Annotated in this window: 17 protein-coding genes; 5 read left to right on the top strand and 12 right to left on the bottom strand. The window is 66.4% G+C overall.

What is annotated here, in order from left to right:
- Positions 1-109: 109 nt before the first annotated feature.
- The 9 genes from FRZ44_RS22675 to nanR all read right to left on the bottom strand — a co-directional run bounded on the left by FRZ44_RS22675 (position 110) and on the right by nanR (position 10,133).
- A complete protein-coding gene (locus FRZ44_RS22675) occupies positions 110-2,095 on the bottom strand; it encodes a hypothetical protein (RefSeq protein WP_151179318.1) in 1,986 nt (661 codons plus the stop codon).
- Between the two features lie 368 nt (positions 2,096-2,463).
- Complete coding sequence (locus FRZ44_RS22680) at positions 2,464-3,564, bottom strand: ABC transporter ATP-binding protein (protein ID WP_151179319.1); 1,101 nt, start codon at positions 3,562-3,564, stop codon at positions 2,464-2,466.
- A gap of 23 nt (positions 3,565-3,587) precedes the next feature.
- Positions 3,588-4,415, bottom strand: coding sequence for a carbohydrate ABC transporter permease (locus FRZ44_RS22685; RefSeq protein ID WP_151179320.1), 828 nt, complete (start codon positions 4,413-4,415; stop codon positions 3,588-3,590).
- Positions 4,412-5,326 (bottom strand): carbohydrate ABC transporter permease, encoded by a 915-nt coding sequence (locus FRZ44_RS22690; RefSeq protein WP_151179321.1) that lies wholly within the window; start codon positions 5,324-5,326, stop codon positions 4,412-4,414. The genes FRZ44_RS22685 and FRZ44_RS22690 overlap by 4 nt, the downstream gene beginning before the upstream one ends.
- A gap of 248 nt (positions 5,327-5,574) precedes the next feature.
- Positions 5,575-7,023: an ABC transporter substrate-binding protein gene (locus FRZ44_RS22695; protein ID WP_151179322.1), complete on the bottom strand. Its 1,449-nt coding sequence runs from the start codon at positions 7,021-7,023 to the stop codon at positions 5,575-5,577.
- Between the two features lie 116 nt (positions 7,024-7,139).
- Positions 7,140-8,192: an NAD(P)-dependent oxidoreductase gene (locus FRZ44_RS22700; RefSeq protein ID WP_151179323.1), complete on the bottom strand. Its 1,053-nt coding sequence runs from the start codon at positions 8,190-8,192 to the stop codon at positions 7,140-7,142.
- 10 nt (positions 8,193-8,202) lie between these two features.
- Positions 8,203-9,054, bottom strand: a complete 852-nt coding sequence (locus FRZ44_RS22705) for an HpcH/HpaI aldolase family protein (protein WP_151179324.1) — start codon at positions 9,052-9,054, stop codon at positions 8,203-8,205.
- Positions 9,055-9,109: 55 nt separating this feature from the next.
- Positions 9,110-9,415 (bottom strand): putative quinol monooxygenase, encoded by a 306-nt coding sequence (locus FRZ44_RS22710; protein ID WP_151179325.1) that lies wholly within the window; start codon positions 9,413-9,415, stop codon positions 9,110-9,112.
- Positions 9,342-10,133, bottom strand: a complete 792-nt coding sequence (gene nanR / locus FRZ44_RS22715) for a transcriptional regulator NanR (RefSeq protein ID WP_151179326.1) — start codon at positions 10,131-10,133, stop codon at positions 9,342-9,344. Before nanR ends, FRZ44_RS22710 begins: the two co-directional genes overlap by 74 nt.
- Before the next feature lie 203 nt (positions 10,134-10,336).
- On the opposite strand from nanR, the gene FRZ44_RS22720 reads away from it, so the two are divergent.
- Both FRZ44_RS22720 and petA read left to right on the top strand, forming a co-directional pair.
- Entirely contained in the window at positions 10,337-10,747 is a 411-nt protein-coding gene (locus FRZ44_RS22720) for a tellurite resistance TerB family protein (protein WP_151179327.1), read from the top strand.
- A gap of 311 nt (positions 10,748-11,058) precedes the next feature.
- Positions 11,059-11,709 (top strand): ubiquinol-cytochrome c reductase iron-sulfur subunit, encoded by a 651-nt coding sequence (petA, locus tag FRZ44_RS22725; protein ID WP_151179328.1) that lies wholly within the window; start codon positions 11,059-11,061, stop codon positions 11,707-11,709.
- On the opposite strand, the gene FRZ44_RS22730 is transcribed toward petA, so the two are convergent.
- The 3 genes from FRZ44_RS22730 to groES all read right to left on the bottom strand — a co-directional run bounded on the left by FRZ44_RS22730 (position 11,696) and on the right by groES (position 14,362).
- Entirely contained in the window at positions 11,696-12,232 is a 537-nt protein-coding gene (locus FRZ44_RS22730; RefSeq protein ID WP_151179329.1) for a GNAT family N-acetyltransferase, read from the bottom strand. The two genes, petA and FRZ44_RS22730, sit on opposite strands and share 14 nt — an antisense overlap.
- Before the next feature lie 127 nt (positions 12,233-12,359).
- Positions 12,360-14,015 (bottom strand): chaperonin GroEL, encoded by a 1,656-nt coding sequence (groL, locus tag FRZ44_RS22735; RefSeq protein ID WP_151179330.1) that lies wholly within the window; start codon positions 14,013-14,015, stop codon positions 12,360-12,362.
- Positions 14,016-14,044: 29 nt separating this feature from the next.
- The gene (gene groES, locus FRZ44_RS22740) at positions 14,045-14,362 is read right to left on the bottom strand and encodes a co-chaperone GroES (RefSeq protein WP_151179331.1); all 318 of its coding nucleotides are present in this window, start codon (positions 14,360-14,362) and stop codon (positions 14,045-14,047) included.
- Positions 14,363-14,688: 326 nt separating this feature from the next.
- On the opposite strand from groES, the gene FRZ44_RS22745 reads away from it, so the two are divergent.
- The 3 genes from FRZ44_RS22745 to FRZ44_RS22755 all read left to right on the top strand — a co-directional run bounded on the left by FRZ44_RS22745 (position 14,689) and on the right by FRZ44_RS22755 (position 17,293).
- Complete coding sequence (locus FRZ44_RS22745) at positions 14,689-14,949, top strand: usg protein (RefSeq protein WP_151179332.1); 261 nt, start codon at positions 14,689-14,691, stop codon at positions 14,947-14,949.
- Between the two features lie 164 nt (positions 14,950-15,113).
- A complete protein-coding gene (locus tag FRZ44_RS22750; protein ID WP_151179333.1) occupies positions 15,114-16,211 on the top strand; it encodes a COX15/CtaA family protein in 1,098 nt (365 codons plus the stop codon).
- Positions 16,208-17,293: a CobW family GTP-binding protein gene (locus FRZ44_RS22755; RefSeq protein WP_151179334.1), complete on the top strand. Its 1,086-nt coding sequence runs from the start codon at positions 16,208-16,210 to the stop codon at positions 17,291-17,293. Before FRZ44_RS22750 ends, FRZ44_RS22755 begins: the two co-directional genes overlap by 4 nt.
- Positions 17,294-17,348: the final 55 nt, after the last annotated feature.

Genomic DNA, 17,348 nt, shown 5'->3' on the forward strand with positions numbered 1-17,348 from the left:
CGCCGCCTGCTCCTCTTCGTGCACCGAGCGGCCCCCTCCCGCTCGCTGACGCTCACGACCTCCCCCGTACCGGGGGAGGTGACAATGATTGCTCTTCCCCCTTCGCCCTTCACTTGCTGCTCCAATCGATCCGCGCCACCGCGTACGCACCCAGCCGCAGCGGCGCCTTCAGATCCAGCGGCCCGCCGGAGGTGGCGAACCAGGCGGGCTGCGTGGTGGCCTCGACGAAACTGTTCTCGTCGAGCATCCGCAGTTTGGCCGGGCCCGCCGGCATGTTCGAGAGCGCCACCATCTGCTTCTGGTCGGTGAGATTGGCGACCCAGAGATGCGTCCCATGGGGCCCGCGCGCGGCGAAGGCCTCGACCTTGCCCGGCTCCGACGAGGCGGTCGCGACCAGATCCTCGCCGGCAGCGGCCGCGAGATCGGCGATCACGTGATAGACCGGATAGACCGCGGCCTGGCCCAGCCCGTCGAAGAAGGGCTGCGTGTCGCCGGTCTTGCGATAGACGATGCCGAGCGGCCCCGTGGTCGCACCCAACGACACCACATCGAGCCCGCCGCGCGCGAAGGCCGCGATATAGCCCAGATTCCAGGCCGCGCCGAACAGGCCGCGCTGGCGCGGATCCATCTGCGCCAGGCAGACCCGCTGGTTGTGGGGATTGGCCGAAGAAGCGGCGCCATAGGGATTGTCGCGGGCGCCGATGGCGCTGGGCCCGACCCAATAGGGCTTGCCCTCGATGAAAGCGCGGGTCGATTGAACCTGATAGGGCAGCGCTTCCAGCGTCTCCATCACCGAGCGGTCGTCGGCCGCATGGACGATCGGGCTCGAGGTATGGGTCACATAGTCCAGCAGCTTGGCCGGCGGGCGCTTGCGGTTGAGCTCGGTGAAGAAGGAGAACATGCCGCCGCCCAGCGTGACGCCCGGGAAGAGCTTGCGTGCCGCCGCATAGATCTTCTCCAGCGGCGGTACCTTCGGACCCTTGCTGCCCGGGAGCACGGCCTTGAGATCGACCGCGGGCGAGACGGCAATGGCCGCGGGCTCGAGGCCGCTCTCGCTCAAGGCCTTCGCCAAAGGCGCCAGCTCCTCGGCGGGATCGTCCGTCTGGCCGGGCAAGGTGATCTCCAGCACAATGCCGGCGCCGGTCGCTTCGCCGATCTTCTTGTAGGTCTCGAGCTCGCGCGCCCCATGCTTCTGGCGCAGATCGATCTGCGCGACCAGGAGCTGCGGCCCAGCGCGCTTCAGCAGATCGGCCGCGGCCAGCGAGGGCGCGCCCTCCTCCGCCGGAAGGCCCAGCCCGATGCGCGGCAGCTTGCCGCCGCCGGCCTCGCCCAGCGACACCGTGATGCCGCCGGCCGCGTCGGCGCCCGCCGCGGGTTTGGGCGCGGCCCCGCTGAAGCTCAAGCTCACCGACTGCTTGAAGCTCTCGCCCTTCTTGAGCGTGTAGGGCCAGGGCAGCGCCAGCGGCCGCACGTAAGTCTTGTAGGAGGCGTCGCACCAGTTGCGGTGATCCTCCATCTCGAAGGTGTCGCCTTCCATGCGCGTCGTCGCCCAGACGCCGGGCGCCACCTCATGGCTCAGCGCGCGGATCTCGAGGAAGGGCTGCACCGGATCGACGATCGCGGGGAACTTGTCGGTGACCTTGCGCCCGTCGACATGCTCGATCTTGACCGGATGCCCCGCCACGCCCTTCAGCGGATGCAGCACGACGAAGCCGGTGCGGTTGGTGAGGAAGTCGGTCTCGGGCGCCGCGTTCGCCTCGAACTTCAGGCTTCCGTCGGATTTGCCCGCGATCTGCGCCTCCAGGCGGATCCGCCGCTTGGCATCGGCATAGACGGCCTTGTAGGAGACCGTGAAGCCGTCGGCCGCTTCCGTCACCTTGAGGTCGCTGATCGCCGGATCGAAGGTGCCCCAATTCTCGTCGCGCACGAGGAAGGCCACCGTGCGCAGCACCTCGACGCCGCCGAAGCGGATGGTGCGCAGCGCGCCATTCTCGAGCTCGGCCGTGAGGGGGCCCGCCTTCAGCGTTCGGCCGACGACATTGGGCTGTTCGGTTCCGGTGAGGATGATCGCGGGCGACGGGGCGGCGATAGGCATGGTCCAGGTTCCTTCTCAGGCGCCGGTCATATTCGTCATCGGCGAAGACAGAAATGAAAGAGTCGGTGAAACAAAGAGAATCCACGCCCCCTCCCCTTGCGGGAGGGGGGTTGGGGGGAGGGGCGATTCCATGCGAGGCCCTGGCAGAAACCGTCGAGCTTCGTCTGCTCGCGGTCGCCCTCTCGCAGCCAAGCCCAAACCTTTTGTCCCCCAGAGCGCTGATCGATCGCAACTGCGGCCCCGCCGCGCTCGTGGCACCCCTCCCCCTTCCCCCTCCCGCAAGGGGAGGGGGCGTGATTGCTTTTCGATCGTCCAATTCCTTCGCGCTCCCGAGACTGGCATAACAATCAAGGATACAGGGCGGCGCATCAGAGCGCCTTCTCGGTCTTGGCGTCGAACAGCGAGGCCCGGTTGAGATCGATCTGCAGCTCGAGCCTCTCTTCCGGCCGGCTGACGTCATGGGCCTGGAGCTCGGCCACCACGGCCTGCCCGCCGAGGCCCAGCGTGGCGTAGCTACGCGAACCGGTCGGCTGGACCAGCTCGACCACGGTCCCGATCCGGACGACCCCCGGCGGCAGCGCCGTGCCTTGCGCGCGGCTCATATGTTCGGGCCGCAGGCCCAGCACGATCTCGGCATCGTTGGCGGCGGCGAGCCCGCCCCAGCGGCTTGCCGGCAAAGGCAGCAGGGTGCCGTCGCCGAGCTTGACGGCACGGGTCCCGCCCCCGTTCACCAGGCGGCCGGGCAGGAAGTTCATCTGCGGCGAGCCGAGGAAACCGGCGACGAAGCGGGTGGCGGGCCGCTCGAACAGCTCCAAGGGCTTGCCCTGCTGTTCGATCCTTCCGTCGCGCAGCAGCACGATCCGGTCGGCGAGCGTCATCGCCTCGATCTGGTCGTGGGTCACATAGATCATGGTGGTGGCGATCTCCTGATGGAGCCGCTTGATCTCGCCCCGCATCTCGTCGCGCAGCTGCGCGTCGAGATTGGAGAGCGGCTCGTCGAACAGGAAGAGGCGCGCATTGCGGACGATGGCGCGCCCGATCGCCACGCGCTGACGCTGTCCGCCCGAGAGCTGGCGCGGCAGCCGTTCCAGCAGGGCGGTGATGCCGAGGATGTCGGCCGCGCGCTTCACGCGGGTCTCGATCTCGGGCTTGGGCGTCTTGCGGGCCTTCAAGCCGAACGCGATGTTCTCATAGACCGTCAGGAACGGATAGAGCGCGTAGTTCTGGAACACCATGGCGATATCGCGGTCGCGCGGCCGCATCTCGTTCACGACCTTGCCGCCGATTTCGATGGTGCCCTGGTCGACATCCTCGAGCCCGGCGACCGAGCGCAGCAGGGTCGATTTCCCGCAGCCCGACGGCCCCACCAGTACCGCAAATTCCTGCGCCGGAATCTCGAGATCGACGCCTCGCACGGCATGGACGGGCCCGTAATGCTTGTGCAGGTCCTTGATCTTCAGGTCCGCCATGATCTCGATCCCTCGCTCGATCCTCAGCCCTTGACCGCGCCCATCGAGATGCCGCGCACCAGATAGCGCTGCAGCATCGCCACCGCGATGAAGACCGGCACGGTCCCCAGCACCGACATGGCCGCGATCTTGGCCCAGAAATTCGACTGTCCGCCGAAATAATGCGTCACCTGGACCGGATAGGTGACGACCTCGGTCCGGGTCAGGACCAGGGCGAAGATGAAATCGTTCCAGGCGAAGACGAAGGTGAAGACGGCGGTCGCGAAGAGGCCGGCGCGCGCCATCGGGAAGACCACGCCCATCAGCACCTGCCAGCGGCTGCAGCCATCGACGAGCGCGCTCTCCTCTAGCTCGATCGGGATGTCGGCGATATAGCCGCGCATCATCCAGATCACGTAAGGCAGGTTGAAGGCGGTATAGAGCAGGACCAGGCCCCAATAGGTATCGACCCCGCCGAGCCAGACATAGAGCAGGAAGATCGGGAACACGATCACGATCGGCGGGATCATGCGCTGCGAGATGATCCAGATCGCCAGATCGTCGCCGCCGGTGCGGAAGCGCACCAGGCTGTAGGCCGCGAGCGTGCCGAAGAACATGGCGAGGACCGTGCTGGAGCCGGCGATCACCAGGCTGTTCCAGACCGCGACCACGTCGCCGTCCTTGAACAGCACGGCGTAGTTGGCGAACTGGATGTTCGCGGGCCACCAGACCGGCGGGAAGGCGAAGATCTCGTCCGGCGTCTTGAAGGAGATGATGAAGAGCCAGTAGATCGGGAACAGGAAGACGATCGTGACCGCGATCGCGCCGGCATAGCGAAGGCCTAGCGTGGTAGCGGCGCGCCGGCCCTTCATCGCGCGATCCCCGTGCGCTTCAGGAGGATCATCACCACGGCCGTCAGCAGGAAGATCACCAGGAAGGCGATCGCCGCGGCGTAGCTGATCTCGAACTGCTCGAAGCCCTGGAGATAGGTATAGACCGAGATGGTCTCGGTCATGGTGCCGGGCCCGCCGCGCGTCAGCGCCCAGATGATGTCGAAGATGCGGAAGAGGTCGAGGCCGCGGATCAGGAGCGCCACCGACATGACCGGCCAGATCGCCGGCAGCACGATGCGCCGGAAGACCGTGCGGTAGGCCGCGCCGTCGAGCTCGGCCGCTTCCAGGAGCGACTTGTCGACGTTCGAGAGCGCCGCCAGCAGGATCAGGAACATGAAGGGCGTCCACTGCCAGATCTCGCAGACCAGGATCGCCGGATAGACCGTGTTGGGATTGAGCAGCCAGATGATCGGCACCTGGTGGCCGGCGAACCAGGCGATGATCTGGTTGACCGGGCCGAAATGATGATCGAACAGCAACCGCCAGGTGGCGCCGGAGACGATCGGCGAGATCATGGTGGGAAGCGTCAGCAGCGCGATGAAGATCGCGCGGCCCGGCATCTTCTCGAGGAAGAGATGGGCCAGCAGCAGCCCCAGCACGAGCTCGATCGGCAGCGCCACCGCCGTCAGGATCAACGTGTGGGCCAGCGATTGCCAGAGGCGCAGATCGTCGAACAGCGCGGCGTAGTTCTTCAGGCCCTGGAACGAGGTATCCGCTTCCATCATCGTCACGCCCTGGAAGCTGACGACGAGGGAATAGATCAGCGGGAACAGGCCGACCAGCAGCAGCACCAGGATCGCCGGGGCGACGATCACATATTTGAAGTTCCGATCCAGGAACGGCCCGCTCGCCGAAGCGCGCCGCCGTCCGGCCGCCAGTTGCAGGGTCATCGACAGGCCATCCTCAACAACTCATCCCCTCCCCCTTCTCGGGGCTGGCTCTTTCTTCTGTCATCGCCGGGCTTGACCCGGCGATCCAGGGCCGGAAGGGCTGGATCCCCGGATCCGGCTGGAGCCTGCCCTCGTGTGCGCCTTCGGCGCAACACGGGGGGCCGGTCCGAGGATGACAGTGAAAAAGCTACCGCGTTCACCGCAAGGAATGAGGGAGCGGCGGCACCGCCGCCGCTCCCCCGCGTCACTCACATCTGCGGATAGGCACCGGACTTCGCCGCCCAACCCTGATAGGCGGCCTTCTGCTTGTCGACCCCGATCTTCTCGGTGATCGCGTCCCACTGGGATGCGATCTTGTCGAGGATGGCCTTGGGATCCTCGCCGGACCAGAGCGCGCTGATGCCTTGGCGCAGGGCTTCCTCGTACTTGTCGGTCTGGAGGATCGACAGATCGAGGAGACCCGTTTCCGAGGCCTGCTTCAGAGTCGCCAGGTAATCCTTGGCATCGGGCCAGCGCGACAGATAGGTCGGATCGGTGTAGTGCGAGACCCGGAACGGATCGCGCAGCGTATAGGGCAGCTGCACGCGCTCGGTCGAGATCTTCTCGCTGTTCAGCCACTGGATGAACAGATAGGCGGCGTCCTTATGCTTGCTGGTCGAGGCCACCGAGAGGGCGAAACCCAGCGCCAGCTGCGGATGACCGCCGGGCGGCAGGGCGTAGCCGACCTTCCCGGCGATCTGCGTCTTCGGCACCCAGTTGAGCGCCTTCTCGTCCTGGCCGTAGCCGGCGGCCCAGCGGCCGTAGGGCGGCCAGGAGATCGTCATGGCGGTCTGGCCCGACATGAAGGCCGCCAGGTTCTCGACGAAGCCCCAGGTCTCCACGCCGGGCGGCATGAACTTGTTCTCGTTGCGCATATCGGTCAGCACCTTGACGCCGATATCGCTGTTGACCGTGGCCTTCATCGTGTTCGCGTCGAAGAACTTGCCGCCCTCGTTGCGGAAGCGCTCCTGGAACATGAGCTGGGCATAGGGCGCCTGACGGAAGAAGGCGGCGCCATACATCTTCGGCTGGAACTTGTCGGTCAGGAACTGGCCGATCTCGTCGAACTGCTTCCAGGTCGTGGGCGGGGCCAGGTCGTAGCCGAACTTGGCCTTGAAATCGGCCTGGTTCTGCGGATCGGCGAAGACGTCCTTGCGGTAATACATGATGAAGACGTCGCCATCGTCCGGGAAGCCGTAGATCTTGCCGTCCACCGTCATCTGGTTGTCGCGGAAGGTCGGCGCGATCTTCTGCAGCTCGTCGCGGTATTTGTATTTGTCGACATAGGCATCGAGCGGCTCGAGGGCGCCGGCCTTGGCGAGATCGGGCATCCAGGAGGGGATGACGTTGAGCGCGTCATAGGCCCCGGTGCCGGCGCGGTATTCCTGCATGATCTTGGTGAACATCTCTTCCGTCGGCACTTCGATCACCTTGACCTTCATGCCGGTCAGCTTCTCCCACATCGGGCCGGAGAAGTTCAGCGGATCGAGCGACTGGAGGCCGGCTTCCCACACGACGGTGATCTCGGTGCCGGCATATTTCTTCGCCGCCTCGGCGGCGATCTCGTCGGCGGATTGCGCGGCAGCACCCGATGACCAGGCACCGAGCGCGAGACCGGCGAAGGCGCCGGCCCAGGCAAGCTTCTTCAACAAACTCATGGCTTCCTCCCTAGTGCCCAATTATTTCAGGGCTTGCGTGTCGACCATTGGCTTGATGTCGGCGGCGTGTTTGGCGGCGATTCTCCTTTTCGGGGCTAGAGCACTCTCCCATTCACCTAACGGCCGAAGCGCTGGCGGTTGCGTTCGAGCCGGGACTTCCAAGCCGGCGAGGCGAGAACGGCGCGATTGACGACGCCACGCGGCTCCTCGCCCTTCATCACGCTCAGGACCGCCCGGATGTCGGCCGCGCCATTGCCGGCGAAGCACTGGTCGGTCCAGCAGAGCGCGTGCGGCGCCAGGATCACGTTGTCGAGTGTGAGAATCGGGTCCTCCATCGACGGCGGCTCCTGCTCCAGCACGTCGAGGCCGGCGCCGGCGATGCGCCGCGCCTGCAGCACGCGGGTCAAGGCCTTCTGGTCGACGATCGGCCCCCGCGCGGTATTGATGAAATAGGCGGTGGGCTTCATCAGGCCGAGCCGTTCCTCGTTCACCAGATGGCGCGTCTCGGGCGTCAGCGGGCAATTGACCGTGAGCACGTCCGAGCGCCGGAACAGGCTGTCGAGATCGACCAGCTCGATGCCCAACTCCGCCGCGACCTTGGCGTCGGCGAAGGGATCGTGGGCGATGAAGGTCATGTCGTAGGGCTTGGCCAGCCGGAACAGCTCGGCGCCGATATTGCCGATGCCGATCGAGCCCAGCGTGCGGCCGACCAGGCCCACGCCCATATGATCGACGCGGCGCGCGAAACCCTCCGGTCCCTCGCGCGTCAGCCGATCCTTGATCATGAGCTTGCCGGTCAGGGCCAGCATCAGGGTGATGATCGAGACCGCCACCGGCCGCCGCACGCCGTCGGGGGTGATGACGAGCGCGATGCCGGCTTTGGTACAGGCCTCGGTATCGACATTGTCGTAGCCGACGCCGAACCGCGCGACCAGGCCGAGGCGCCCGTTGGCATGGATGCTCTCGGCGGCGAAGCGCGGCATCAGCAGAATCAAAGCGTCGAAGTCCGCGAGTTGCTCCGCCGTCAGCGGGTTGGCGGGTCCGAGGAAGACCGTCTCGACCCCGGGCGCCGACGAGAGCGGCCCCAGGTCGAAATCGGGGAAGGTCGGCGAGCCGTCGGGCTTCTTGAAATCGCCCGAGAGAGCCACGCGGAAGGGAGCCCTGCTCATCGCGCGGAACCTACCTCTTCTTCTTGGCCTTGCGCTTGGGCGCCGCGCCCGGCGCGGCGGCGATCCGGGTCTTGCGGCCGGCCTTGCCCGCGCAGGCTTCGCGCAGCTTCGCCAGGGCGTCGGCCAGCGCGTTATGCAGCACCCACACATCGCCCGAATAGCAGATGAAATCGAAGCCGGTGTTGAAATAATCGACGCCGGTCTCGACGTTCGGCACCAGGCGGCCGAGCGCCTTGCCGTGATTCTTGGTGGCGGCCGCGACCTTGGCGATCGCGTCGGTGAATTTCGGATCGCCGAACTGGCCGGGAATCCCGAGCGAGGTCGAGAGATCGAAATGCCCGACCCAGAGGCAGTCGACCCCCGGCAGCGCCGCGATCTTGTCGGCATTGCGCACACCCTCGGCCGTCTCGATCTGGCAGAACAGCGTGGTGCGCTTGTTGGCGGCCGCCTGCTTCTTCGCGACATCGCCCGGGCGGTAATTGTCATGGGCGACCTGCAGCGCCACGCCGCGCTTGCCCTCGGGATAATATTTCATGCAGTCGAGGATGGCGCGCGCCTCCTCGGCCGATCCCACCATCGGCACCATGATCCCCTCGGCGCCCATATCGCAGGCGCGGGCGATGTGGTCGTAGTTCTTCGAGGGCACGCGGCAGATGACCGCGATGCCCGCGGCCTCGAAATAGCGGATGGCGCTCTTCACGGTCTCGAAGGAAAAGCCCGAATGCTCGAGATCGAACAGGACGAAATCGCCGCCCGCCGACTTGACGATGTGGCCGATGCCGGGCGTGGCGAACTCGACGATGAAATGGCCGAGCTTCACCTTCTTGCTGCGGGCCATCTGCTTCAGGCTGACGCTCTCCATGCTCCGCTGATCCCTTCATGGCGGCCTCGGGAGCGCGGCTCCCAAGGCTCGCGGGTTACTCCGATCCGGCACAGACCAAGGCGTAGTCGGTGACGATCTTCTCCGCCACCAACGGCGCGCTCGCGCTGTTGAACGAGGCGAAATGCGCCGATTTCAGATGCAGCTCGAAGGCCGCGCGGTCGTCATAGATCTCGTAGAGGACCACCCGGTCCGTCTCCTTGGCCGTTTCCAGCACGTCGAAGCGCCGGCAGCCCGGCTCCTCGCGGAACGAGGCCCGCGCATTCTCGTCAATCAGCCGGCGGAATTCGGCCTGGCGACCGGGCTTCAGGCGAAAATCCACCATGATCACGTAGCCCGACATGCTCGCCTCCCTGCTCGCCCACCACCTGCCAATAGAGGTCCGCCACCTGGTCGAGGTGCGCGCGGATCACCCGCTCCGAACGGTCGGGATCGCGCGCCGCGATCGCCTCGGTGATGGCCGCGTGGGCCCGGTAGGCGATCTCGTTCTGGCCCGGATATGTGAGCGTCATCGTGCGCTGCTCCATCAGCCATTCGGCGATGGCGGCGTGGATCGCGGTGAAGATCGGATTGCGCGGGATCACCGCCAGCACATAGTGGAAGGCCATGTCGGTCTGCTCGAAACGGCGGATATTGCCGATCGAGAGCCGGTTCGCTTCGAGCGCGCGCCTGAGATCGATCAGATCGGCCTCGGTCGCATGCTCGGCCGCGTGGCGCGCCAGCCCGATCTCGAAGAAGGTGCGGGCCTGCTGGAAATGACGGATGCCGTCGGGCTCGGAGAGCATCAGCCGCGCCGTGCCGGCGAGGGACTCGATCACGAGCTTGGGCGTGGGCCGCGTCACGCGGGCGCGCTCGCCGCTGCTGACCGCCACCAGCCCCATGGTCTGCAGCGAATAGAGCGCCTCGCGCACCGCCGGCCTTCCGACCCCGAACTGCTTCATCAGATCGCGCTCGGAGGGGAGCTGGTCGCCCGGCTGGTAGCCGCCCTCCTGGATCATGGCCTCGAGACGGGCCGCGACCTCCTCGGACAGCTTGCGTCGCCGGATGGGGCTGACTTGCATTGGTATCCTTGGTATCTGGTGTACCGTTTATACCAGCCGGCCCCGACGCTAGGGCGACCGGTTCACCCCGGTCAAGCCGGCGCAGCGCCGGTCCAGCCAGTTCCCTGTGGAAAACCGGTCGAAGCCCGGGATCGCCCGGGGCTCGCTTGCCATCCCGCGACCCGGCTTCTACATAGGGGGCCGCACATCAGGAGAGAAATTGAATGGCGAAGATCAGCCACCATGCCGCGCTCATCTACACGATGATGATGGTATCGGCATCCGACCGGAACATGTCCGACGCCGAGCTCGGCTCGATCGGCGACATGGTGCTGCATCTGCCCGTGTTCGAAGGCTTCGACCGCAAGCGGCTGCCCAAGGTCGGCGCCGATTTTGCCAAGCTGCTGCAGCAGGATGACGGCCTCGACGACGCCCTGTCGCTGATCAGGAAGGCGCTCCCGAAGAAGCTGCGCGAGACCGCCTATGCGCTCGCCTGCGAAGTGGCCGCCGCCGACGGCAAGGCCTCGCAGGAGGAGCTCCGGCTCCTCGAGCTGATCCGTAACCATCTCGACATCGACCGCCTCACCGCCGCCGCGATCGAGACCGGCGCCCGGGTCCGTCACCGGACGGCGTAGGTTTCGCCCTCTCCCCTCTGCTGCAACGCCCGCTCTCCCCTGTCACCCCCGCGGAAGCGGGGGCCCAACTCGGTGCCCGGCGCCCTGGATCAAGATGGGTCCCCGCTTCCGCGGGGATGACCGGAGAGTGTGGGGTTGCCGAATCTCATTCCTTCACCGGCATGACGATTGGGAAAATCGCGTCTTGCCTTGAACGTTCGCGCTTCAGCCGCCTTAAAACGCCTCCATGATCTCGGGATCGCGGCGATCCGCCTCTTTTCTTCCTAGCGGCGCCAACCACGTCAGGCGTGGCGGGGAAGTGAGGTGCATCCATGCCCGTTCAGTACACCGTCCCCCCGGCCGGCGAGAAGGCCGCCCCGTCCCCGCCCGCCACGCGTCGGGAATTCCTCTATCTCGCAACCGCCGCCACCACGGCGATCGGCATCGCGTCCCTCGCCTGGCCTTTCGTCGATCAGATGAATCCGTCCGCCGACGTCATCGCGGCGGGCGGCCCCGTGACTGTCGATATCTCGAAAGTGGAACCGGGTCAGCAGATCGTGGTGACCTGGCGCGGCCGGCCCATCTTCATCGTCCATCGGACGCCCGAGGCGCTGGCCGCGCTGAAGTCCCCCTCGATGCTGGATCGCCTGCGCGATCCCCAATCGCAGGCCCTGCAGCAGCCGCCCTACGCGAAGAACTGGTCCCGTTCGGTGAAGCCGGAGTTCGCCGTCCTGGTCGGGATCTGCACGCATCTGGGCTGCATCCCGAGCTACCGGCCGACGGTCACGGCCGATTGGCCCGGCGGCTATCTCTGCCAGTGCCACGGCTCCAAATACGATCTGGCGGGGCGCGTCTTCCGCAACGTGCCGGCGCCCTACAATCTGCCGGTGCCGCCCTATGGCTTCGAGAACGACACATCGCTCGTGATCGGCGACAACCCGCAAGGCAGCGCCTTCGCACTCGAGGACGTCAACCAACTTTAGCGGCGGCCGGCCGTTCCAGCGCGTAGCCCCACTCGCCATCGAGATCGAGGGACCGTGCGCGGAGGAAGCCCAGCGCCGCAAGCAATCGCTGCGACGGGCCGTTGCCGGGCAGCGTGCCGGCGACGACGCGCCGCTTGCCGCGGGCCGCGAAGAGATAGGCGATCAGCCCCGCCGCCGCCTCGCGCGCGAGGCCCCGACCCTGCCAATCGGGTGCCAGCGTATAGCCGATGCGGGCCTCCGCCGGATCCGCCGCCGGCGTGAAGAGCCCGATATCGCCGACCAGCCGATCGCCGTCCTTGAGCGCAATCCCGATCTGGAACCAGCGGCCGGGCCAGTCTGGATCGAGCCAGGCCATCTCCGCAATGAGGGCCGCGGCATCGGTGGGCGCGAAGCGCGACCAGCCCTGCCAAGGCAGGACATCAGGATGGGCGCGGTAGGAGACTAGGTCTGGCAGGTCGCGAGCCTGGAGCCGGCGCAAGGCCAGCCGCTTGGTTTCGATCCGGGTGAAGGCACAATCGGGCATGGCGCGATCCAGTGACTTTCTCGAACCCTCAACCAACCATGGCAGCCACACAAAAGAAAAGGGCCGCACCCCCTTAAGGGATGCGGCCCCGTTTCTATCGGCCTCGAGGGCCGGGCTACCGAACTTCTTAGAAGTCCATGTCGCCCATGCCGCCCATGCCGCCCATGCCGCCGCCCGGGCCACCGGCCGGAGCGCCCTTCTTCTCAGGACGGTCGGCGATCATCGCCTCCGTCGTGATCAGAAGGCCCGCCACCGACGCCGCATCCTGCAGCGCGCAACGGACGACCTTGGTCGGATCGATGATGCCGGCCTTCACCAGGTCGGTGTATTCGCCCGACTGGGCGTCGAAGCCGTAGTTGGTGTTCTTCGACTCCAGCAGCTTGCCGACGACGATCGAGCCATCGGTGCCGGCGTTCTCGACGATCAGGCGCGCCGGCGACTGGATCGCGCGGCGGATGATGTCGATGCCGACCTTCTGGTCGTTGTTGGCGTACTTCACCTTGTCGAGAGCCCGCACGCCGTACAGCAGCGCAACGCCGCCGCCGGCAACGACACCCTCTTCGACCGCGGCGCGGGTCGCATGCATCGCGTCGTCGACGCGATCCTTGCGCTCCTTCACCTCGACCTCGGTGGCGCCGCCGACCTTGATCACGGCCACGCCGCCCGCGAGCTTGGCAAGGCGCTCAGCGAGCTTTTCCTTGTCGTACTCGGAGGTGGTCTCGTCGATCTGCGCGCGGATCTGCGAGCAGCGACCCTCGATTTCCTTCTTCTTGCCGGCGCCGTCGACGATGGTCGTGTTGTCCTTGTCGATCACGACCTTCTTCGCCTTGCCCAGCATGTCGAGCGTGACGGTCTCGAGCTTGATCCCGAGGTCTTCGCTGATGACCTGACCGCCGGTCAGGATCGCGATGTCCTCGAGCATCGCCTTGCGGCGATCGCCGAAGCCCGGCGCCTTCACGGCCGCGACCTTCAGGCCGCCGCGGAGCTTGTTGACGACGAGCGTGGCCAGAGCCTCGCCCTCGACGTCCTCGGCGATGATCAGCAGCGGCTTGCCCGACTGCACGACCGCCTCGAGAACCGGCAGCATGGCCTGGAGGCCCGACAGCTTCTTCTCGTGGAGGAGGATGTAGGGGCTTTCCAGATCGACGTGCATCTTCTCGGCATTGGTGATGAAGTAGGGCGAGAGATAGCCGCGATCGAACTGCATGCCTTCGACGACGTCGAGCTCGGTGTCGAGGCCCTTGGCCTCCTCGACCGTGATCACGCCCTCGTTGCCGACCTTCTGCATCGCCTTGGCGATCATGTCGCCGATGGCGCGCTCGCCATTGGCCGAGATGGTGCCGACCTGGGCGATCTCGTCGGAGGTCGAGACCTTCTTCGAGCGCTTCTTGACGTCTTCGACGACGGCTTCGACCGCGAGGTCGATGCCGCGCTTCAGATCCATCGGGTTCATGCCGGCCGCGACCGCGCGCACGCCTTCGCGCACGATGGTCTGGGCCAGAACCGTGGCGGTGGTGGTGCCGTCACCAGCCATGTCGTTGGTCTTGCTGGCGACCTCGCGCACCATCTGGGCGCCCATGTTCTCGAACTTGTCGGCAAGCTCGACTTCCTTCGCGACGGTGACGCCGTCCTTCGTGATGCGCGGGGCACCGAAGGCCTTGTCGATCACGACGTTGCGGCCCTTGGGGCCGAGCGTGACCTTCACGGCGTTCGCGAGAATGTCGACGCCGCGGAGCATGCGCTCGCGGGCGTCGGTGGAGAAACGTACGTCTTTAGCGGCCATGTCTATCGTTCCTTCTGAAACTCAAACTCTCAGGCGACTTTCTTCTTCGAGGCCTTGGCGCCTTCGACGATGCCCATGATGTCGGACTCCTTCATGATCAGGAGCTCCTCGCCATCGAGCTTCACCTCGGTCCCGGACCACTTGCCGAACAGGATGATGTCGCCGGCCTTCACATCGAGCGGGACCAGCTTGCCATCCTCGTTCCGGGCGCCCGGACCGACGGCGATCACTTCGCCCTGCATCGGCTTTTCCTTGGCGGTGTCCGGAATGATGATGCCGCCGGCGGTCTTGGTTTCTTCCTCGACCCGGCGCACCACGACGCGGTCATGCAGCGGACGGAAATGCATGGATAAACCTCCACAAGTCTCTGATTTCGTTGAAGACCGGCAGCCTCCGCGGTTTCTGCCGCTGTTAGCACTCCCGGTCGGTGAGTGCCAGCGATGTAGGCCCAGCGCGAACCCGAGTCAAGTGCCCCTGCCGCGATTCAGGGCTTGATTGGAGCGATTCCAGCGAGGCGGCGTTGACCAGAAGCGCCTCGCAACCGCCTGGAATCATTGGCAGCAGTCCGAGAACCCGGCTGCTAGACCATTGGTTTAATTAATTATTTTCTTCTTTGCCGGACGATGACCGGTGAAGATGGGGAGGCGCCTCCGATTCGAAGGGAGAACCCCGGATGACGCTTCAGTTGCAGCTCAAAGACTACCGCCTCACAACGGCGGAGATCCTCTACCACCTGCCGGATCACCCGCAGATCCTGCAGAGCTTCGTCTGGCAGGATTACGACCTGGCCCCGGACTTCCCGACCCTGCGGCGCTTCCTGGACTTCTGGCGGCGCTCGCTCGACGGCAAGCTTCATTCGGTCAAGGTCGCCTCGAACAAGCTGATCCAGCCGGCGAGCGTCAGGATGCCGGAGGCCTATCTGACGCTGCACTGATCGCGGCAGTCAGTTCCGGTCCGCCCGCCCCGCCCGGCCTTTAGCCGCCGGCCGGTTGCCAGGGGTCATCCCGAGAGCGGGTTCATCCCGCAGGCGGCACCTGTCCCCCGCGACAAGCCCGGCCTTGCCGCCGGCCCGGCCCTTCGCTAAATCCCGCAGGCATCATGCGGGCCCTTTCCCCCAGTTCCCCCTTCGATATCGCCGACCCCGAGCGGCGGCACGAGCTCGTCCGGCGCAACGACCGCGCGATCGGCCTGTGGCTCCTCGCCTGCTGCGCCATGGTCTTCGTCATGGTGGTGTTGGGCGGCGTCACGCGGCTCACCCAGTCGGGCCTCTCGATCATGGAATGGGCGCCGCTGCGCGGCGCGCTGCCGCCGATGAGCGAGGCCGAATGGCAGCGAATCTTCGCCCTCTATCAGCAGATCCCCGAATATCAGCAGATCAATCACGGCATGACGCTCGCCGAGTTCCAGGGGATCTTCTGGTGGGAATGGGCGCACCGGCTCTGGGGCCGGCTGATCGGCGTGGTGTTCCTGGTCCCGTTCCTCTGGTTCCTGCTGCGCGGGCGCATCCGCCGCGGGCTGGCGCCGCGCCTCACGCTGCTGTTCGCGCTGGGGGCCGCGCAAGGGGCGCTCGGCTGGTTCATGGTGGCGAGCGGCTTCGCCGACCGCGTCGATGTCAGCCAGTACCGCCTGGTGGCGCATCTGGTTCTCGCGCTGGCGATCTATGTCGCGATGCTCTGGACGGCGCTGGGCCTGCTGCGCGCGCGCGAACGCTGGCCGGTGCCATGCCGTCTCTTTCCCCATCTCCTCACGGCGCTGGCGCTGCTCGGCCTCACCATCGTCATGGGCGGCTTCACCGCCGGGCTTCATGGCGGGCTCGTCTATAACAGCTTCCCGCTGATGGGCGGCGAGCTGGCGCCCTCCGATCTCTGGGCCATGGTTCCCGGCTGGATCAATCTGTTCGAGAACCCGCCGGCGGCCCAGTTCGTCCACCGCTGGCTCGCGATCGCGACGATGCTGACGGTGTTGGCGCTGGGCTGGCGCGACCGCGCGACCGGCAGCCTGCCGGTGCGTCTCGCCACAGCCATGGCCTTGCTTCAGGTGGGCCTGGGTATTGCAACGCTGCTGCTGCTTGTCCCCGTGCCGCTGGCGGCACTGCATCAGGCGGGCGCGGTGACGCTGCTGACGCTCGTCGTCTGGGCACTGCATGACGCGCATGGTGATCGCGAAGTCGTCGTCGCCGGCAGCGGCGCCCGATGAGCCGCGACGACATCCTGCCCGAGGAGCGGTTGCCGGCGAGCCTGCTCACTGGATTCCTCGGCTCCGGCAAGACCACGCTGCTCTCGAAGCTGCTGCGCCAGCCGGCCCTGGCCGAGACCGCCGTTGTCATCAACGAGTTCGGCGAGATCGGTCTCGATCACCACCTGGTCGAGAACGCGCCGGAGCAGACCGTGCTGCTCGACAGCGGCTGCCTCTGCTGCAGCATCCGCGGCGATCTGATCGACACGCTGCGCTCGCTGTTCCGCCGCCGCGTCAAGGGCGAGGTGCCGCCCTTCAAGCGGGTGGTGATCGAAAGCACCGGCCTCGCCGATCCGGCGCCGATCCTGCAGACGCTCATGTCCGATCCGTTGCTGGCCGACCGCTTCCGTCTCGACGGCGTCATCACGACGGTCGACGCGGTCAACGGCATGGACCAGCTCGACCGCTATTTCGAATCGGTGAAGCAGGCGGCGGTCGCCGACCGGCTGGTGCTGACCAAGACAGATCTTGCGACACCGGCGCAGCTGGCGGCCTTGCGGGCTCGCCTCCGCCAGCTCAACCCTGCAGCCCCGCAGATCCTGGCGCGCCAAGGCGAGGTCGATGGCGCCGCGCTGTTCGATGCCGGCCTGTTCAACCCGGCGCTCAAGACGCCCGATGTGCAGGGCTGGCTGCGCGCCGAAGCCTACGACCCGCGCGAGGCCGACGAAGACCATGGCCACGCGCATCATCACGGTCACGGCCATGCCCATGAGCAGACCGCGCTCGACCCCAACCGCCATGATGCCCATATTCGCGCCTTCTGCGTCACGACCGAGCGTCCGCTCGACTGGCAGCGTTTCACCCGCTTCATCGAGACGCTGATCGCACGCGACGGCGACCGGCTCCTGCGCATCAAGGGGATCTTGAATGTCGACGGGTTCGACACGCCGGTCGCGGTGCATGGCGTGCAGCATCTCTTCCATCCGCCGGCCCTGCTGCCGGCCTGGCCCGACGCCGACCGCCGCTCGCGGCTTGTCCTGATCGTCAAGGATCTGGCCGAGCCCGGGATTCGCCAGGAATTCTCGGCCGTTACAGCCGGCTGAACGGCCCCCTTCGCGGCGTCTTGAAGCCGCCGCCCTTTGCCAATTCCAGGCTCTC

This window comes from Hypericibacter terrae, from assembly GCF_008728855.1.
In the GTDB taxonomy this organism is placed as follows: domain Bacteria; phylum Pseudomonadota; class Alphaproteobacteria; order Dongiales; family Dongiaceae; genus Hypericibacter; species Hypericibacter terrae.

Excerpts from the sequence above, each read along its gene's own strand:
- groES (WP_151179331.1), bottom strand. The coding sequence starts at position 14,362 with ATGCATTTCCGTCCGCTGCATGACCGCGTCGTGGTGCGCCGGGTCGAG.
- FRZ44_RS22730 (WP_151179329.1), bottom strand. The coding sequence starts at position 12,232 with ATGCCCGATTGTGCCTTCACCCGGATCGAAACCAAGCGGCTGGCCTTG.
- FRZ44_RS22700 (WP_151179323.1), bottom strand. The coding sequence starts at position 8,192 with ATGAGCAGGGCTCCCTTCCGCGTGGCTCTCTCGGGCGATTTCAAGAAG.
- FRZ44_RS22680 (WP_151179319.1), bottom strand. The coding sequence starts at position 3,564 with ATGGCGGACCTGAAGATCAAGGACCTGCACAAGCATTACGGGCCCGTC.
- groL (WP_151179330.1), bottom strand. The coding sequence starts at position 14,015 with ATGGCCGCTAAAGACGTACGTTTCTCCACCGACGCCCGCGAGCGCATG.
- FRZ44_RS22705 (WP_151179324.1), bottom strand. The coding sequence starts at position 9,054 with ATGGAGAGCGTCAGCCTGAAGCAGATGGCCCGCAGCAAGAAGGTGAAG.
- FRZ44_RS22710 (WP_151179325.1), bottom strand. The coding sequence starts at position 9,415 with ATGTCGGGCTACGTGATCATGGTGGATTTTCGCCTGAAGCCCGGTCGC.
- FRZ44_RS22685 (WP_151179320.1), bottom strand. The coding sequence starts at position 4,415 with ATGAAGGGCCGGCGCGCCGCTACCACGCTAGGCCTTCGCTATGCCGGC.
- FRZ44_RS22690 (WP_151179321.1), bottom strand. The coding sequence starts at position 5,326 with ATGACCCTGCAACTGGCGGCCGGACGGCGGCGCGCTTCGGCGAGCGGG.
- FRZ44_RS22720 (WP_151179327.1), top strand. The coding sequence starts at position 10,337 with ATGGCGAAGATCAGCCACCATGCCGCGCTCATCTACACGATGATGATG.
- FRZ44_RS22755 (WP_151179334.1), top strand. The coding sequence starts at position 16,208 with ATGAGCCGCGACGACATCCTGCCCGAGGAGCGGTTGCCGGCGAGCCTG.
- FRZ44_RS22750 (WP_151179333.1), top strand. The coding sequence starts at position 15,114 with ATGCGGGCCCTTTCCCCCAGTTCCCCCTTCGATATCGCCGACCCCGAG.
- FRZ44_RS22695 (WP_151179322.1), bottom strand. The coding sequence starts at position 7,023 with ATGAGTTTGTTGAAGAAGCTTGCCTGGGCCGGCGCCTTCGCCGGTCTC.
- nanR (WP_151179326.1), bottom strand. The coding sequence starts at position 10,133 with ATGCAAGTCAGCCCCATCCGGCGACGCAAGCTGTCCGAGGAGGTCGCG.
- FRZ44_RS22675 (WP_151179318.1), bottom strand. The coding sequence starts at position 2,095 with ATGCCTATCGCCGCCCCGTCGCCCGCGATCATCCTCACCGGAACCGAA.
- FRZ44_RS22745 (WP_151179332.1), top strand. The coding sequence starts at position 14,689 with ATGACGCTTCAGTTGCAGCTCAAAGACTACCGCCTCACAACGGCGGAG.
- petA (WP_151179328.1), top strand. The coding sequence starts at position 11,059 with ATGCCCGTTCAGTACACCGTCCCCCCGGCCGGCGAGAAGGCCGCCCCG.